The organism is Amycolatopsis sp. ATCC 39116 (assembly GCF_000231075.2).
Classification (GTDB): Bacteria; Actinomycetota; Actinomycetes; order Mycobacteriales; family Pseudonocardiaceae; genus Amycolatopsis_E; species Amycolatopsis_E tucumanensis.
In genome coordinates this window covers 41,301-57,596 of the sequence record NZ_AFWY03000019.1, presented here as the reverse complement: position 1 = coordinate 57,596, position 16,296 = coordinate 41,301, and the positions used below count along the sequence as shown (strand labels likewise).

The 16,296-nt window shown below is 66.0% G+C and carries 15 protein-coding genes; 6 read left to right on the top strand and 9 right to left on the bottom strand.

All coding sequences use genetic code 11. The annotated features are described in order from the left end of the window. Positions 1–4: 4 nt before the first annotated feature. Genes AMY39116_RS0320535 through AMY39116_RS0320525 form a run of 3 tightly spaced genes read right to left on the bottom strand, consistent with a single transcriptional unit; the run spans position 5 to position 2,532 of the window. Entirely contained in the window at positions 5–868 is an 864-nt protein-coding gene (locus tag AMY39116_RS0320535) for a fumarylacetoacetate hydrolase family protein (RefSeq protein ID WP_020419515.1), read from the bottom strand. Continuing rightward, positions 869–1,261: a RidA family protein gene (locus AMY39116_RS0320530; protein ID WP_020419514.1), complete on the bottom strand. Its 393-nt coding sequence runs from the start codon at positions 1,259–1,261 to the stop codon at positions 869–871. After that, a complete protein-coding gene (locus AMY39116_RS0320525; RefSeq protein WP_020419513.1) occupies positions 1,258–2,532 on the bottom strand; it encodes an aspartate aminotransferase family protein in 1,275 nt (424 codons plus the stop codon). The genes AMY39116_RS0320530 and AMY39116_RS0320525 overlap by 4 nt, the downstream gene beginning before the upstream one ends. Positions 2,533–2,766: 234 nt before the next feature. Here AMY39116_RS0320525 and AMY39116_RS0320520 point away from each other — a divergent pair, with 234 nt between their 5' ends. Further along, the gene (locus AMY39116_RS0320520) at positions 2,767–3,588 is read left to right on the top strand and encodes an IclR family transcriptional regulator (protein WP_020419512.1); all 822 of its coding nucleotides are present in this window, start codon (positions 2,767–2,769) and stop codon (positions 3,586–3,588) included. A gap of 5 nt (positions 3,589–3,593) precedes the next feature. Here the strand turns inward: AMY39116_RS0320520 and AMY39116_RS0320515 are convergent, their stop codons facing one another. The 3 genes from AMY39116_RS0320515 to AMY39116_RS0320500 all read right to left on the bottom strand — a co-directional run bounded on the left by AMY39116_RS0320515 (position 3,594) and on the right by AMY39116_RS0320500 (position 7,457). Further along, positions 3,594–5,081 carry a M81 family metallopeptidase gene (locus AMY39116_RS0320515; RefSeq protein WP_020419511.1) on the bottom strand — a complete coding sequence of 496 codons (1,488 nt, stop codon included), beginning with the start codon at positions 5,079–5,081 and terminating at the stop codon, positions 3,594–3,596. A gap of 296 nt (positions 5,082–5,377) precedes the next feature. After that, positions 5,378–6,502, bottom strand: coding sequence for a pyridoxal-phosphate dependent enzyme (locus AMY39116_RS43315; protein WP_084506124.1), 1,125 nt, complete (start codon positions 6,500–6,502; stop codon positions 5,378–5,380). Next, the gene (locus AMY39116_RS0320500; protein WP_084506123.1) at positions 6,486–7,457 is read right to left on the bottom strand and encodes a succinylglutamate desuccinylase/aspartoacylase family protein; all 972 of its coding nucleotides are present in this window, start codon (positions 7,455–7,457) and stop codon (positions 6,486–6,488) included. Before AMY39116_RS0320500 ends, AMY39116_RS43315 begins: the two co-directional genes overlap by 17 nt. Before the next feature lie 314 nt (positions 7,458–7,771). Between AMY39116_RS0320500 and AMY39116_RS0320495 the strand changes: the two genes are divergently transcribed. Genes AMY39116_RS0320495 through AMY39116_RS43305 form a run of 5 tightly spaced genes read left to right on the top strand, consistent with a single transcriptional unit; the run spans position 7,772 to position 13,338 of the window. After that, on the top strand, positions 7,772–9,418 hold the full coding sequence (locus tag AMY39116_RS0320495) for an ABC transporter substrate-binding protein (RefSeq protein ID WP_084506122.1): 1,647 nt from the start codon (positions 7,772–7,774) through the stop codon (positions 9,416–9,418). An 11-nt stretch (positions 9,419–9,429) separates the two neighbouring features. Next, positions 9,430–10,380, top strand: a complete 951-nt coding sequence (locus AMY39116_RS0320490) for an ABC transporter permease (RefSeq protein WP_020419507.1) — start codon at positions 9,430–9,432, stop codon at positions 10,378–10,380. Further along, entirely contained in the window at positions 10,377–11,270 is an 894-nt protein-coding gene (locus AMY39116_RS43310; protein ID WP_051123572.1) for an ABC transporter permease, read from the top strand. The genes AMY39116_RS0320490 and AMY39116_RS43310 overlap by 4 nt, the downstream gene beginning before the upstream one ends. Further along, positions 11,267–12,301, top strand: coding sequence for an ABC transporter ATP-binding protein (locus tag AMY39116_RS0320480; RefSeq protein ID WP_202961446.1), 1,035 nt, complete (start codon positions 11,267–11,269; stop codon positions 12,299–12,301). Before AMY39116_RS43310 ends, AMY39116_RS0320480 begins: the two co-directional genes overlap by 4 nt. Continuing rightward, entirely contained in the window at positions 12,298–13,338 is a 1,041-nt protein-coding gene (locus AMY39116_RS43305) for an ABC transporter ATP-binding protein (protein ID WP_051123574.1), read from the top strand. Before AMY39116_RS0320480 ends, AMY39116_RS43305 begins: the two co-directional genes overlap by 4 nt. 10 nt (positions 13,339–13,348) lie before the next feature. Here AMY39116_RS43305 and AMY39116_RS43300 read toward each other — a convergent pair whose 3' ends face one another. Genes AMY39116_RS43300 through AMY39116_RS0320460 form a run of 3 tightly spaced genes read right to left on the bottom strand, consistent with a single transcriptional unit; the run spans position 13,349 to position 16,296 of the window. Next, positions 13,349–13,999 carry a NeuD/PglB/VioB family sugar acetyltransferase gene (locus AMY39116_RS43300; RefSeq protein ID WP_020419503.1) on the bottom strand — a complete coding sequence of 217 codons (651 nt, stop codon included), beginning with the start codon at positions 13,997–13,999 and terminating at the stop codon, positions 13,349–13,351. Beyond that, positions 13,996–15,165, bottom strand: a complete 1,170-nt coding sequence (gene neuC / locus AMY39116_RS0320465) for a UDP-N-acetylglucosamine 2-epimerase (protein ID WP_020419502.1) — start codon at positions 15,163–15,165, stop codon at positions 13,996–13,998. Before neuC ends, AMY39116_RS43300 begins: the two co-directional genes overlap by 4 nt. 9 nt (positions 15,166–15,174) lie before the next feature. Continuing rightward, positions 15,175–16,296, bottom strand: a complete 1,122-nt coding sequence (locus AMY39116_RS0320460) for a DegT/DnrJ/EryC1/StrS family aminotransferase (protein WP_162146048.1) — start codon at positions 16,294–16,296, stop codon at positions 15,175–15,177.

Sequence of the window (16,296 nt, the reverse complement as noted above, 5' to 3'; positions counted from 1 at the left end):
TGCGTCACGCCTGCCCGCACACAGATCGCTGCCGGCCGAGGCCGGTGATCTCGATCTCGACGACATCGCCGCTACGCAGGTACTCGAACCGCCCCGACAACGCAACCCCCTCGGGGGTTCCCGTGTTGACGAGATCACCCGGTTCGAGAACGAGGAACTGCGAAAGGTGCCAGATGATCTCGTCGACAGTGAAGATCATGTCCGAGGTCTTCGAAGCCTGGCGCGCCTCGCCGTTCACCCAGGACCGCAGCTCGAGCACCTGCGGATCCGGCACGTCGTCTGCCGTGACCAGCCAGGGGCCCAGCGGGTTGAAGGTTTCGCAGGACTTGCCCTTGGACCACTGTCCTCCGGGACGCCCCAGTTGGAAGGAGCGCTCGGACACGTCATTGGAAACCACATAACCCGCGACGCAACTCCTGGCATCCTCCGGCGTCTCGAGGTACCGCGCGCGTTTGCCGATGACAACACCGAGTTCGGCCTCCCAGTCGGTCTTGGCCGACCCGCGTGGGATCAGCACGTCGTCACGAGGACCGATGATGGTGTTCGGCGACTTGTGGAAGAGAATCGGCTCGCTAGGCGGCTCGTCGCCGGACTCCGCGGCGTGCGCCGCGTAGTTCTGGCCGATGCAGTAGATGGCCGACGGCCTCGCGATGGGCGGAGCGACCCGAAGCCCGCTTACGTCGATCTCGAACAACGCGTTGGTCTCCAGTGCTGCCCGCACTCGATCCGGTCCGCCTGAAGACCAGAACGCACCGTCGATCTCCGGGGTGATCGGCATGAGGTCGTAGTACCGGCCTCCCTGGCACACGACCGGGCGCTCGCTACCAGGCTCGCCCAGCTGCATCAGCTTCATCAACAACTCCGGCATTCAGGAAGTGGACGGACGGGAGTCGCCCGCGTAGGCGATGACGTCCAGTTCGAACTTGATCCGTTCGGTCAAGCAGTTCGTCAACGTGGTCCTGGCAGGTAACGGCGGCTGGAAGTACTCGGCGTAGATCCGGTTGTACTCCGGCAGGTCCTCGGCGCGTTGGAGGTAGGCGCCGACCTTGACGACGTCGCCAAGCCCGAGCCCGAGATTTGCGAGGATGCCGATGACGTTGTCGAAGGAACGTCGCATCTCCTCCTCGAACGTGCCGGGCACGATTTGCCCATCGGAGCCCACAGCCGCCTGTCCCGACACGAAGACGAAGCCACCGGCGCTGAAACTGGGGGAAAACCGCGACTTGTTGCCGTCGAGGCTTGCCCGCTTCGCGGCCGTCATCGACCGGCTCCATCACGGAGGGCAGCCTCGAAACGGGTCAGCGCTGCGTCCAGTTCGTCGCCGCCGTGGCTCGCGGACACGTACCAGACGCCTCTGCCGGTAACCCAGATTCCGTGCTCGACCAGCGATTTCGCCAGCCTTTCATAACGAGCGAGGTCGAGTTGCTGCAGCGACCGGTAGTCGGAAACGTCGGCGTCGCCGAACGACACGTGGAACGCCGCCGGCACCCCCTGCACCCGCAACGGCAGTCCGAATTCGACACCGAGGTCCCGCAGCCCCACGATGAGGCTTCGCGAGTGTTTGGCGATCCGCTCGTACGGCGGGTCCTCCAGCAGGCTCGTCAGTGCCGCGGTTACGGCGGCTGTCGCCATGACCGAGCTGTTGAAAGTCCCGGAGTGGTTCACTTCTCCGGTTCCGAAACGGCTCATCAGCTCGCTGCGCCCCACCAGAGCAGAAACCGGGAAGCCGCCTGCCAGCGCTTTGCCGTAGGTGGCCAGGTCGGGCGTGACTCCATAACGTTCCGCGGCGCCACCCAACCCCAGCCTGAAACCGGAAATGACCTCGTCGAAGATCAGCACCGCGCCGAACTCGGTGCACAGCCGGCGCACCTCTTCCAGGTAACCCGGTTTCGGCTCGATGACTCCAGCGTTGATCATGAGTGGCTCCATGATCACGGCCGCGATCCGGTGCTGTTCCAGCGTCTCTGCCACCTGGACCGGATCGTTCCAGGGCACAACCACGAAATCGTCCAGATGACTCTCGAGCTGTCCTGCGCTCGCGGTTCCCCAGTGACCGTCTCGCGGGCTCGTCAGGACGTTGTCCAGCCAACCGTGGTAGTGGCCCTCGAAACGCATTACCTTCGTCCGCCCTGTCGCCGCGCGAGCCAGGCGCAAGGCAGCCTGCACCGCCTCGGTACCCGAGACGCCGAACCGCACCATCTCCGCCCAACCCACAGTGCGGCAGACGAGTTCCGAAGCTTGCACCTCGAGCTCGTGCTGCCCTCCGAAGATGACGCCGTTCCGGCAGGCCTCGAACACGGCGTTGACGACAGCTTCCGGTGCGTGTCCAAGGAAGTTCGGGCCCTGGCCGAGCAGGTAGTCGACGAAGTCTCGCCCGTCGACGCTGTACAGCCAAGCCCCTTTGGCCCGCTGGATGAAATCCTGCGCGCCGCTCAATCGGACGTTGGAGTGCACTCCCCCGGGGGTTCGCAACTGCGCACGTTGCCTGAGCTCGGCGGAACGCAGGCACGTCCCCGGCGAGTCGTTGAGCATGGAAATCCCTCCCGCGCCGCCGAACGGCCGACACCCCTCCTGCCGGGAACCCGCCGAGCTGCGTTTCACTAGATAAAACTGACAATCTATTGTGCTCAAGGTACGGCTCATTCGATCAGGCCGTCAAGGGGGCGCGTTCAACCAGCGGTGAAGCCCTTGGCCCCCTGACAGTCGATCGCGCAGCTGACTAAGCTCTGAAACAATCACATTGGCAACCGAAACGAGGAGGAAGACGTGGCTCGCCGTCGCAAGCAGGACCCGGACGACACCGCTTCGGGCGGAAGCGCTCGCGTAGAAGAGGAGCGCGACTACTCGGTACGCGCCGTCGAACGCGTATGCCTGATCTTGAACCTGCTGCAGGAGTCCGTCGACGGCATCACCCTCAACGAGGTCGCCCAGACGACCGGCTTGCCGAAGTCCTCGGCGTTCCGCTACCTCTGGACTCTGGAGAGCCACCGCTACGTCGAGCGCGACGAGGAACGCGGTCTGTTCCGCCTCGGCCTCGGCTTCGTCGGGATGCAGTCGAGGCACCTCGAGATCCTGCGCGAACGCGCGCGCCCGTCACTCGCAGCGCTGCGCGACGAATTCGGCGAGACGGCGAATCTGGGGCTCCTCGACGGGGACCACGTCATATACATCGACATCGTCGAGAGCAGGCGTGGCGTGCGCCTGGCCGCCGCGCGCGGCGATCACGATCCCCTGCACTCCACCGCGTTGGGCAAGGCGATCGCGGCGCACCTTCCCGAGGACCGGGTTCGCAGCCTGCTGGAGACCACGGGGCTACCTCCTCGGACGTCCAGCACGATCACTTCGCTGGACGACTACTTGGATGAACTCGCCAAGGTGCGCCGCGCCGGCTATGCCGTGGACAACGGGGAGAACGAGGAGGACGGTCGCTGTGTCGCGGTACCGCTTCTCGCGACACACCTGCCGGCAGCGATCAGCGTGAGCGGGCCTGCCTCCCGTTTCTCCATGCAGGACGTGAAGCGAGTGGCCAAGACGCTGATCGAGGTGGCTGCGGGGATCGCCACGAACCCGTTGACCGAGGAGCGTTGATCCGGTCAACGGTTTCGGTAGACGACTTGGTCTTCGAAGGGGTACATCGGCCTGCGCCGGTGCAGGTACTCGAAAGCGCCCAGGTTCATGGCCGCGATGCCTGGCGTGTCCACAGTGACGAGTTTCTGCGCGACGGGGGCGTAGGCCGCCCGGGGGGCGTTGCATCCCTTCGCGACCACCACCCGGTAATCCCGGACGTCGATGCCCAGCGAGCGGTACTGCTGCAGGCTCGTGTTGGCTGTCTGCTTGCTCATGACCACCAGCGTGTGCCCGTCTGAGGTGTCCAGCACAGCGGTCGGACCCATGTCGAAGAACCGGAACCCACCATGTGTGGGTCGAGGCTCCTCGAAACGCCCATCGGCCAGCCGGCGCACGACCGCCTCGACCCGGACCGGTTGACCGGCCGAATGCGGATGGCGCGCGCCGACCTCGAGGGCCACCTCAGCCCCCTCACCCGCATCCATGCACTCCGCGACTGTTTCCGGGTCCCACAGGGTCTGCAGCAAGGAACGCACTCCTACCTGCTGGGCCACGGCCAGGATGACAGTCGAGTCCCCGGGTGCTCCACCCCCCACGTTGTCACCCACGTCCAGCAGAACCACTGGGCCGGCGTCAGCGTTCCGCGCCAGGTCGAGCGCTGCCCGCACGTCATGCCCCTCGCCCTGCAACTCGCCACGACAGGACCAGATCTCGTCCGCGAGCTCGTCCGCGGCCGCCGCCGCTGCCCGCGGATCCCCGTCGTGGATCGAGATGCACGACATGCCCATGTGCGACACGTCCGCGTACGGGAACCCCTCGACCACGCTCGCGGAAAGCATCCCGGGCCGATTCTTGATAGCGGCAGCAGTGGCCACCAACCCGGCCATGGGCTCCTCGTCTGTGGTCTGACGCGCGATGTTGACGACGAGAGGCAGTTGCCGCAGCGCTTGGACCGGTCGAACCTCCTCCCGGATCGCCCGCACCAGCAACCGGGCGCAGTCCACTGCCCTCTCGGCGGCGTCGACGTGTGGGTTCGTCTGGTACACGAGGGTGATCGTCAGCGCGTCGATCAGCTGCTGGGAAACGTTGGCGTGCATGTCCAAGACCGCGCCCACAGGCACATCAGGTCCCACGGTCGCGCGCACCATACGCGCCAGCTCCCCATCGGCGTCCTGCACGTGCTCGGCGACCGCCGCACCATGAAGCGCCAACAGGATCCCGTCCCACGGACCATCGGCAGCAAGGCGATCTACCATCTCGGTCGACAGCTGCTCGAAGGCGTCCCGGGTGATCGGTCCAACCGGGTTGACCCTTCCGAACAGCAGCGGGACGAGTTCGAAGCCGAGTTCCGAGCTCGCCTGGATAAAGCCCCCGATCGTCGCGTGCGAGCTCGCGAACTTGTCGATGATCTCGCCGTCCCGGTAAACGCCGCCCTCGTTGAACAGCTCAAGATCCGCGGCGATGGGCGAGTACGTGTTCGCCTCGTGGTAGATGCCCAGAGTCGCTATCCGCAACGGTACCTCCTGGTCGAAGACTCGGATTGGCGGGAAAAACAGTCAAGCCACCACCATCGCGCCAGCGGCGCGGGAAGCCTGCCGGATCGCCAGGCGACTGCGCCGGCGTTCTCGTCCAGCGCAGTGGCTCCTCCGCTGGTGGGTCCTCCTGGAGCTGCGCCGTGAGCGCTCGAGCAGCTCCGTCAGGTCACAAGCCCTGGCTTGACGCGGTCTCGGAGATCCACACACTGGCTCTGCCACCGCAGGTGACCAGGGCGGGCACGGTGTCCTGTCCCACTGGTTTCAGGCATGGCCGGTCACCGCACCTCCGACAACGTCGCGGATACGCTGGCCCTCCGCGACGACATCCAGTCGTCCACATTTGTGGCGACATCCCGGACAGCGACTGTGCGCAGGCGCTCGGCGTCTCCGTGGAACCGGTTGAGATCCTTCCACCCGGCTCCTGTGACGACCAGGACGACGTCGTCATGCGAACCGATGCGACCCCTCCGGACGTCGTCAATGAGGACGGCCAGGGCGCACGCGGACGCAGGTTCGGCGAAGACACCCTCGGTAGACGCCAGAGCACGCTGCGCTTCCAGGATGGCAGTGTCCGGAACAGCCCCGGCCCATCCTCGGGTGCTTCGCACCGACTCAGCGGCGCGCCGCCCGTCCGGCGGACTCGGCAGTTGAAGAGCCGAGATGTCACTGTTGCAGGCACCGACATGCGGATGGTCGATCTCACCGGCGAGGTAGCGCGCGATCGGTGCGCAACCGGAAGGCTGGCACGCGACTACCTTCGTCCTCGATCCGCGGCTTCGCAACCCCCGCGCGATCGCCACCAGAAGCCCGCCACCGCCAGTCGGCACGTAGAGGTGCGACATGCTGGGCGCTTGCTCGGCCAGCTCGTAGCCGATGGTGTCGGCGCCGCGCATCCCCTCGGGATTGAACTCGTGCGCGGTGATCCCCAGGTAGAGGTTGTGCCGTTCCGCTGCCGCCCGCACCTCGTCGAACAGCCCTCGTTCGGCCGCCCTCGTCGCCGCCCTCCCGACACCCTCGACCAGGAGCAGCTCGGTCGCGTAGGGCAGGATCGACAGCCGCTTTTCCGCGGGTGCGGACGCCACCATGCAGAGGCACCCAGGCAAACCCGCGCGAGTTCCGTACGCCGCCATCGCCATCCCGGCGTTGCCCGAAGACGTCGCGATCCACCCGGACATCCCGTCACGCCGGGCCAGGGACACCGACATCGCCGCTATGCGGTCCTTGTAGGAACCTGTGGGGTTCAACGACTCGAGCTTGGCACGAAGTCGCGCCAGACCGAGTTCGGCCGTGAGCCGGGGAAGCTCGACGAGTGGCGTGTCACCCTCACCGAGACTCACGAAGCTGGTCACCGGAGGCAGATCGGCGGCAAAGCGCTCCAACCCACTATGACGATCTGTCATGTCCGCTCCTGTTCTCCGCACTCGCGTCGGCCATCACGAACAGCACGTCGCCGCGTCGTACGCGTGCCTGCCTGCGCAGGAACATCACGAAGCCGGCCTTCGTCGCGCACACGGCTTGGACCTCGTCGCCGTCGAAGGTGTACAGGTGCCCGATCTCAGCGCCGGCCTGAACGAACGCCCCCGCGCCAACCGCCGTGACGAACAGACCGTCGCATCCCGACTGCATCCCGCTGTCGAGATCGCCGGTACCGTGAACCCATTGCGCGGGCGCGGCCGGGGAGCGCGTGAAGCGCTCCGACACCATCCCGTTGGCGGCCATGACCGAAAGCACGCCACGCACGTACGCGTCGAGCTCGGCTTTCCGGATCTCACCACCACCTGAACACTCCGCGTAGATAGAGGGTATGCCTCGTTCAGCGGCAACGGACAGGCTCCGGCCGGTCGAAGGTCTCGGGTGCTGCCAGATCATCGGCGCTCCGAAGGCTTCTGCGAAGGTACGTGACTCCCGGGAGGCAGCGTGTCCCTCCGAGAAGCCGCAGAACAGCGGCATGCTGTAACGGCTACCCGCGGAGTGCAGGTCGATCAGCACATCCGCTTTCAGGAGGACCTCGCTAGTCAGCCCAGCGGCCACGGCAGCCGTGGGACCGGCGTGGGCGGCTCCCGGAAAGCTCCGCGCCAGGTTCTCTCCATCGAGGGGACTGGTCCTGCTTGCCGCGGCCCAGGCCGCGGGATGCGCGCGGGCAACCGCGAGCACCGTGCCGGAAAGATCGATCCCGGCGAGTTCGCGCACGACCCGCAGGACCGCGAGCACTCCCTCGTCCTCGTCCCCGTGAACCCCGCCAAGAAGCGCCAGCGTCGGTCCAGCCCTGCGTCCCCGCACCCTGATCAGGCACGAGCCGCCGGGAAGGACCTGATGATCTGATTGCCCTCCCTGACCTGGGCTGAATGCCGTCATGCCGATTCGAACGAGATCACTCGCACCTCCGCCGTGGGCCAACCTGGTTTCATCTGGCGAACCACATGTCTCAGATGAGCATACATCCGCCCGCAAGCAGCCATGGCGTGTTGACACGAACTTGAACAGGATGTCTCATGTGATGAAACTTCATGCGGCCATCGGCGATGGTGATGCCCCTGGCGCACCGATCACTTCGTGACGCAGCCGCCTGCGAACTCGCCACCCGCAGAAACAGCAAGCACGCATCTTTCCGGCCAGCTGGTTCCGCCGAAGGACTCCCCCGACAAACACCCCTCAACTAGGAGCGAGACATGTCGCCCAACCCCCAGATGAACCGCCGGACCCTCCTACAGGCCGCCGGATTCACTGGTATCGCCCTCACCACCGGGGCCTTGAGCGCAACACTCAGTTCCTGCGGAACCGGCGGGAACAGCACCTCGAACGGCCTCGCCGCCTCAGGCACCGCTGCCAGCGGAAGCGCACTCCAGCCAGGGCAGAGCCTCGAAGGCACGATCTACAGCGATGTGATCGGCCCCCTTCCTCGTGGCGGAAGCCTCGACATCACCCTCACGTTCCCGTCCGCGACACTGAACATCCTTTCCACCACCGCCTCCAACACCCAGTGGTACGCCGACCCGTGCCACGATTTCCTCGAGCGCTTCGACACCCGCGGAAATCTCGTGCCCTCGTTGGCGCAGAAGCTCGAGTTCGTCAACCCCACGACATACCGTTACACCCTGCACGAGGCTCGCTTCCACAACGGCCGCCAGGTCACGGCCGACGATGTCGTCGCCACCGTCGAACAGGTCCGCAGCCCTGCCCTGGGTTCCAACCGCGCAGGCGCCTTCCGCGATGTCCAGGTGAAGGCCGTTGACGTGAAGACCGTGGAGTTCGTTCTTCCCGCACCCAACGCGGGATTCCGCTACAACCTTCCCGGCTTGTGCATCGCTCCCGCCGAGGCCCTCAACCAGCTCGGTGACAGTCCGATCGGTTGCGGCCCGTACCGCTTCGAACGGTGGGTGAAGGACTCGTTCATCGACTACACGGCTTTCCCCGATTACTGGAACAAGGAGCTGCCACGGCTCGACCGGCTCCGGCTCACCCTCCGCACCGACCAGCAAGCGGCAGCCCAATCGATGCGCGCTTCGCAGACCGATGTGCTGGACGTCGTGCCAGCGGCGCAGGTTGGCGCGTTCAAACAGCTGGTCGATTCCAAACAGTTGAACGGCGTCACCTATTCCGCCGGTTGGACTTTCGCCGGCCTCAACACCCGATCACCCGCTCTCGCCGACCCACGTGTCCGTCAGGCACTCGCGCTCACCGCGGATCGGGCCACGATCGCACGTGTCACCGGCGGCGGTCTCAACGAACCCTTGTGCACCGCCCCCTACCCGCCGTCCGACAGCAACTACCCCAAGAACCTCGACTACAACCGGGACGTCGCGAAGGCGCAGTCCCTCATGCAGCAGGCGAACGCGAGCAACCTGACCGTTAACATCCTCACCATCGACGCGGTCTCCGAGGCCGCCGCGACGGTGCTGCGGAGCAACTGGGGCGAGATCGGAGTCACCGCGAACATCTCGCGCGTCGACGCCCCGACCTACGTCAGCCGACGGACCAAGGGCGATTTCGAAGCCGTTGTCAGTCAGTGGTTCCTCAGCCCGGAGCCGTCCTACGTCATCGATCCGCTCTTCTCGTCAAAGGGAACCAGCAACTTCTGGGGCTACAACAATCCCCGCGCCGACGAACTCATCGTGCAGGGGCGCACCACCTTCGATCCCGCGCAACGCGCGTCCATCTACAACGAGCTGTTCAAACTCATCTTCATCGACGAACCGACGATGATTCCGTTGTCCACGGCCGGCCGCCTCATGGTCTACAAGCCCGGCGTCAACGGTGACATGATCGTGCCGAGCTCCCTCGGCTTGTGGCGGTACGCAATCGCCGCCAAGAGGTGAATAGGGGGAACATGTCGCGGTTTCTTCTCGGTCGCCTGGGCGCAGGCCTGGTCACCGTCTTCGTAAGCACCCTCGTCGTCTTCGCGATCGTGCGGTTCATCCCGGGCGATCCGGTGTCCGCACAACTCGCGCAGGGCGGCTTAAGTCCGGAGGCGCAGGAAGCTCTGCGCAGCCACTACGGCCTCGATCACTCGATACCTGTCCAGTACCTCACGTGGATGGGCTCGATCCTGCACGGTGACTTCGGCAGTTCCTTCCTGACGCAGGAACCGGTGGTCACCGAGGTCGCCAGCCGGATATCCCGGACCATCTACCTTGCGGCCGCGGGAATCCTCGTAGCACTCGCGGTCGCCGTGCCTGCAGCCATCGCTAGCGCTCGGTACGCAGGCCGGCGCGCCGACGTCACGATCGCGACCGGCGTCTCGGTCCTGATCTCGATCCCGAACTTCATCATCGGAATCCTGCTGATCGTGGTGTTCGCGGTTCAGCTGCGCATCTTCCCAGTCGCAGGGTACGTCGATCCGACTGCCGATCTGGGCACCTTTTTCCAGAGCATGGTTCTTCCCGCGCTGACCATCGGTCTTCCGGCCTCCGCGGTCATCGCACGTGTGCTGAGATCGAGTCTGCTGGACGAAATGCGCCGGGACTACGTACGTACCGCGGAGGCCCGTGGGTCGTCGAGAATGCGAACGATCGTCCGGCACAGCCTTCGAAACGCGTCGATTCCCACAGTCACGATCGTCGGACTCCAGGTCGGCTACCTACTCGGCGGCGCCTTCGTCGTCGAACTGCTCTTCACGTACCCGGGAGTCGGGCTGCTGCTTCTCAACTCGATCACCCAACGGGACTACCCGACCATCCAGGCCTGTCTGCTGTTCTTCGCAGTCGCTTTCGTCATCGTGAACCTGATCACCGACATCCTGTACGCGGTCCTCAATCCTCGACTGAAGGTGCAGCAATGACGGCCGTCGAGACAACCAGCCGGGCGCCACGGGCAGTGATGCGGACATTGCGACGCGCTGCCACGCGCAACTACCGGGTGACCATTTGCACCACGCTGCTCACACTCGTCGCGATCGCCGCGGTCTTCGCGCCGTTGCTCGCCCCCTACGGACCGCAAGACCTGGCGGTCGGTGAGCCGCTTTCGCCACCATCACCCGAACACATCTTCGGTGTCGACAACTTCGGACGCGACCAACTCAGCCGGATCCTCGACGGTGCGCGGATCAGTTTGGGGATCTCGGCGATCGTCACGATCGTGAGCATGGCGCTGGGCGCCCCTCTCGGCTTGATCCTGGGGTACCGGCGAGGCCGGGTCGATTTCCTGGTCAGCAGGTTCCTCGACCTCCTGTTCGCGTTTCCGGGCATCCTGATCGCGCTGGTGCTCGCGACCGCTCTCGGGCCAGGCTTGACGACCGCGGCGATCGCGATGTGTGTCATCTACGTCCCGCAGGCGACAAGGTTCGTCCGTGGTGTGGTCGCTTCGGAGAGTGTCAAGGACTACGTGGTGGCCGCGAGAACAGTCGGCGCGTCCGGTTTTCGCGTGATATTCGTGCACATCCTGCCCAACATCCGCTCACAACTCCTCGTCATCACGACGCTGGTGCTGAGTTTCGCGGTCCTCACCGAAGCGGCGCTGTCGTTCCTCGGTGTCGGCGCACAAGCTCCGAGCTCCAGCTGGGGCCGGATGCTGACCGACGGCCGCGATTTCCTCATGACCCAGCCTTTCCTGGCAGTCGTACCGGCGCTGGCCATCGCTGCGCTCGTGCTGATCCTCAACGGCCTCGGAGACGGTCTGCGTGACCGCCTCGACACCGATGCCGTGACCGTCGACCCGAAGGCAGCACCGTGAACACTGAACTGAAACCCGGTTATGCGATCCCGTCCGGCGAAAGCACACTCGAGCCATCGTCATTGCTCGAGGTCGACGACCTCACCGTGCGCTTCCGCAGGAACCGCCGGACCCTGGAGGCGGTGCACGGGATCTCCTTCAGCCTGTCCGCCGGCGAGTCACTGGGTATTGTCGGCGAGTCAGGGAGCGGGAAGTCGATCACTGCCCTCGCGATGATCCGCCTGCTCGACCCGATGACATCCTCGGTCTCGGGCGCAGTTCGCTTCGCCGGGCGTGACGTCTTCACCCTGTCACCGAGAGCATTGCGCAAGGTGCGTGGAGCCGACATCGCCTACGTCTTCCAGGACCCACTGGGCTCGCTGAACCCGTCCATGCGCATCGAGCACCAACTCACCGAACCGCTCCGGCTGCACGGGCTCGCTCACGGGCGCCAGGCGCGCCAGCGTGCGCTCAAGATGCTCGAACTCGTCGGCATCAACGATCCCGCGCGACGGCTTCGCCAGTACCCGCACGAAATCAGCGGTGGCATGCGACAGCGGGTGATGATCGCCGGAGCGCTCATCACGAATCCGAGCGTGGTGATCCTGGACGAACCAACGACGGCCCTGGATGCCACGATCCAGGCACAGATCCTGGAGCTACTAGCCGACCTGCGCAAACGACTCTCGATGGGCATGCTCCTGATCAGTCACGACCTCGGGGTCGTGGCGCAGGTGACCGACCGGGTCGCGGTGATGTACGCGGGGCGCATCGTCGAAACCGGTGCCACCGCGGAAGTACTCGCCGCACCCCAGCACCCGTACACCCGCGGGCTGCTCTCCTCACGTCCACGGCTCAACGCTCCACGTACGGCAGCGTTGACGCCGATCCCGGGACAGCCGCCCACCCTCGAGGCGCACCCGCAAACCGGCTGCGGCTTCGCGCCGCGATGTCCACTCGCCGACGACCACTGCCGAAGTGCGCTTCCGCCGCTGGGATCGCAGACCCACGCGGCTGCGTGTTGGAAGGCGACACCGGGGAGGGCGGCGTGACGTCGCAGCAGGCGCAACCGACCACACAAGCGCGAACCACGGGAAGTCCTGACGTCCTCGACATCTCCGACCTGCACGTGCACTTCCCGGTGCGAAGCGGGCTCAGAACTGTACGGCAGCTCCGGGCTGTGGACGGTGTTTCGCTCACGATCGCTCCCGGCGAAACCCTCGGTCTGGTGGGCGAGTCCGGGTCCGGGAAGTCGACGGTCGCACGAGCCGTGGCGCGCATCGAGTCGATCACTTCCGGCTCCATCACGTTGAGCGGCCGGGACATCACTACAGGACGTCCTGACCAGCGCCTGCGGAGATCCGTTCAAATGATCTTCCAGGATCCCCGGGCGAGCCTGAACCCGCGCCACACCATCGAAGCCGCTGTGCGGGAACCGCTCGACATCCACCGCATCGGCGACCCCGGACGCCGCCGCGACGTGGTCGTCGAGCTGTTGCGCAAAGTCGGCCTGGACGCCGCACACCGGAACCGGTTTCCACATGCCCTCAGCGGCGGGCAGTTGCAGCGGGTGGCGATAGCTCGAGCCCTGGCGGTCGAACCGGAGCTCCTGCTCTGCGACGAGCCGGTCAGCTCCCTGGACGTCAGCATCCAGGCTCAGGTGGTCAACCTGTTGAAACAGCTCCAGAACGAACTGGGTTTGAGCTACTTGTTCATCGCCCACGACCTCGCGGTCGTCCGCAACCTCTCGCACCGCATCGGCGTGATGTACCTCGGCGCACTCGTCGAGACGGCCCACTCCGACGACCTGTTCGATCGACCGATGCATCCGTACACCAAGGCGCTGATCGACGCGATCCCTGAGGTCGAAACTGATCCCACGCGCGAAAAGATCGTCCTGCGGGGCGAGGTGCCGAGTCCGTTGTCCGTGCCGAGCGGCTGCCGGTTCCGGACCCGCTGCCGCTGGGCACAGCCCCGCTGTGCGACCGAGCGTCCGGCTCTGCGCCCGATCGCCTCGACGAGCACACTCGTGGCCTGTCACTACGCGGAGTCGATCGAAAACAGCGAGCGAACTGGGGTGCCGGTCTGATCCACGACGCTCACGAGGGCGTCAAGCCTGCTCTGCCGGGTAGCGGGCGCGCCGGCACGCCCGCTACCCGTTCACCTCCGGGCACGTCCCGGACCACTACCGCCCCGGCGCCGATGACCGCCCCGTCACCGACGCGGCGTCCCGGGTGGATGAACGCGCCGACCCCGATGTGCACGCGGGAACCGACAACCGCCCCGCCCCCGATCGCCGCCAGCGGGCTGACGGTCGTGTAGTCGCCCACCAGAACATCATGACCGACCACAGCGTTGACGTTGACGAGCACGTGCCTTCCCACAACCGCATACGACTCGATGCAGGCGCCTGCCAGGAGCAGGTCGCCGGCACCGAGCTCCACCGCGGTTTCGAGATGTGCACCGGCATGGACGAGCGTGGCCGCCCGCCCTCCGCGCTCACACGCGTATGCATCGATCCGCTCCCGGGCAGCCGGATCTGCCACGCCGATGACGAATTCCGCCGCCAGCTCCTCGAACAGCCGATCCGGTCCGAGAACCGGGATCCGCTTGTCCGGGTCCTCTTCTCCGAGAAAACCAATCAACCGGTAGCCGGCGCCTCCGCGGTTGGCGCCCTCGATGAGGGCTTCCATCCGGCGGGCCAGCCCACCGGTTCCGAACACGACGAGGTTCTTCATGCTGTCGTTCATCCTCGGACCTCGAATTGAACATCGTGGAAAGCTTTCCGCGGCTTGCCGACCGGTACGGCTCGCAGGATCCCCGCGATCCGCTGCGCGGCGTGACCGTCCCCGAACGGGGAGGTCGAACGGTTCGTCAGCTCGCGGTGAGGTTCGGACATCGCCCGGTGCAGTGCCTCCGCGATCTGATCCGCGCCACATCCGCTGTCGATGACCGAAGGCGCCCGCGGCCGCCCGTCCTGGCGCGAGCCGATGTTCACGGTCGGGGTTCGCAACGCGGGGGCCTCGACCAACGCGCTCGAGGAATTCCCCGCGACGACATCGGCATGGTTCAGGAGGGACAAGTAGCGGCGCTGCCCCAGCGACGGTACGAGGACCGCCCGGTCGGCGTGGTCGGCGACGAACCGGGAAATCCGCCTCGCGATCCGCCCACCACCGGCGTCCACGTTGGCTCCGGTGAAGACGGCGACGTGGGTCTTCATTTCGCCGAGTGCGTCGAGCAGGCCGTTCAGTCCCTCGTCGCTCCCGTCCGGGTCGGCGGTCGCGGGGTGATATGTGACCGCGATGAGTCGCGTCTCGTCGGGCAGGCCCAGGTCGTCGAGAAGTTCACCGCGCGACATCAACGGGAGCGTCCGCACCGAGTCGAGGCCCAGCGCGCCGACGCAGTGCACCCGCTCCGGGGCCTCCCCCAGCTGCACCACCCGGCGACGGAACTCAGGTGTCGCGGTGAAGTGGAGGTCCGACAGCTTCGTGATCGCATGCCTGAGCGAATCGTCCAGAGCGCCTTCGGTGATCTGCCCGCCCGCGATGTGGGCAACCAGCCGGCCTTGCAGCATGGCCACGGTCGCCACGGCCAGCGCCTCGTACCGGTCTCCGAGTACGACCAGGACATCGGGGCCGATGCGGTCAAGCGCATCTGCGTAGCCGAGCACGCCGACTCCGAACGACTTCGCCACCGCGGTGGGCGTGTCCCCGCACAGGACCATGTCGACGCGACCGCCGATCGGGAATCCGTCACGCTCGATGACCTCCACGGTGTGTCCCTGGCCGTCGACGAGGTGCCCGCCACTGACCAGCAACCGGAGATCGATGTCCTGGTCACGGTGCAACTCTTCGATCAGGGCGAGCAGCGGCCCGTAGTCGGCGCGAGACGCGGTGAAAACGCAGATTCTTCGCATGGCCTGCCCTCACACTGCCGAGTCGTGGCGTGAGTGCGTGCTGTTCAGCGCAGCGCGAAGACTGACGACGACCCGCTCCTGATCGCGCTCGGACAGGTGCGCCGAACTCGGCAAGGACACGCCTCGGCCGTGGAGCTCCTCGGCCGTCTCGCCGGCCAGCCGTTCAACGTCCCGATACGGCGCCTGCAGGTGGAGCGGGGGCCACAGCGGCCGCGCGTGAACTCCGGCTCCCTCGAGGCAGGCCACTACCGCCGCAGTGCTGGAGGCGTCGTTCAGTAGCACCGAGTAGAGCCAGAACGTCGGATCCGCCCAAGGGGCGTGCGGTGGTGGTGACGCCGGCAAGCCGTGTAGCGCGCGTCCGTACCGAGCGCTGATTTCTCGTTTTGCGGCGAGCAGGTCATCGAGGCGCTCGAGTTGCCCAAGACCGAGCGCGGCCGCGACGTTGGTCAGGCGGTAGTTGTAGCCGACGGTGTCGTGCACGTAGTACTTGCCAGCGGTGTTCGCCTGTGTCGTGAGGTGTTTGGCCATGGCAGCCCGCTCGGCGTCATCAGTCGTGATCATTCCGCCACCACCGGTTGTGATCAGTTTGTTGCCGTTGAAGGAAAAACATCCGAAGTCGCCGATCGCGCCCGCTCGCGCGGGCGCCGGCTTTCCCGCCACCCACGCGGCACCGAGGGACTCCGCGGCATCCTCGACTATCCGGATCCCGAACTCTGCCCTGAGCTCCAGCAGCGGCTCCATCCGCGCCGGGTGTCCGAGCACGTGCACGACTTCGACGATGTCCGGGATCCGACGTCCTGTCCTGGCGCGGTATCGCACCGTGTCGTAGAGCATTTCGGTGTTCATGTTCCAGGTGTCGCGCTCGCTGTCCACGAGCAACAGGTCGGCACCCGTGTACGAGACCGCGTTGGCCGAGGCGATGAACGTGAAGTCGGACAGCGCGACCTGTGTGCCCGGCCCGGCTCCAGCCAGACGCAGCGCCACATGCAGAGCCGCGGTGCCGGAAGAACACGCCACGGCGTGACGCGTACCGATGACCCGCGCGAAGGCGTGCTCGAACCGTTCGACGAACGGACCGACCGAGGAGACGAACCCGCTGTCCAAGCACTCCTGTACGTAACGCCGCTCCAC

Bases quoted from the DNA above. Each gene is read 5' to 3' on its own strand.
- AMY39116_RS0320525 (WP_020419513.1), bottom strand. From the start codon at position 2,532: ATGCTCAACGACTCGCCGGGGACGTGCCTGCGTTCCGCCGAGCTCAGG.
- AMY39116_RS43315 (WP_084506124.1), bottom strand. From the start codon at position 6,502: ATGACAGATCGTCATAGTGGGTTGGAGCGCTTTGCCGCCGATCTGCCT.
- AMY39116_RS43300 (WP_020419503.1), bottom strand. From the start codon at position 13,999: ATGAACGACAGCATGAAGAACCTCGTCGTGTTCGGAACCGGTGGGCTG.
- AMY39116_RS43310 (WP_051123572.1), top strand. From the start codon at position 10,377: ATGACGGCCGTCGAGACAACCAGCCGGGCGCCACGGGCAGTGATGCGG.
- AMY39116_RS0320535 (WP_020419515.1), bottom strand. From the start codon at position 868: ATGCCGGAGTTGTTGATGAAGCTGATGCAGCTGGGCGAGCCTGGTAGC.
- neuC (WP_020419502.1), bottom strand. From the start codon at position 15,165: ATGCGAAGAATCTGCGTTTTCACCGCGTCTCGCGCCGACTACGGGCCG.
- AMY39116_RS0320500 (WP_084506123.1), bottom strand. From the start codon at position 7,457: ATGACGGCATTCAGCCCAGGTCAGGGAGGGCAATCAGATCATCAGGTC.
- AMY39116_RS0320490 (WP_020419507.1), top strand. From the start codon at position 9,430: ATGTCGCGGTTTCTTCTCGGTCGCCTGGGCGCAGGCCTGGTCACCGTC.
- AMY39116_RS0320495 (WP_084506122.1), top strand. From the start codon at position 7,772: ATGTCGCCCAACCCCCAGATGAACCGCCGGACCCTCCTACAGGCCGCC.
- AMY39116_RS0320530 (WP_020419514.1), bottom strand. From the start codon at position 1,261: ATGACGGCCGCGAAGCGGGCAAGCCTCGACGGCAACAAGTCGCGGTTT.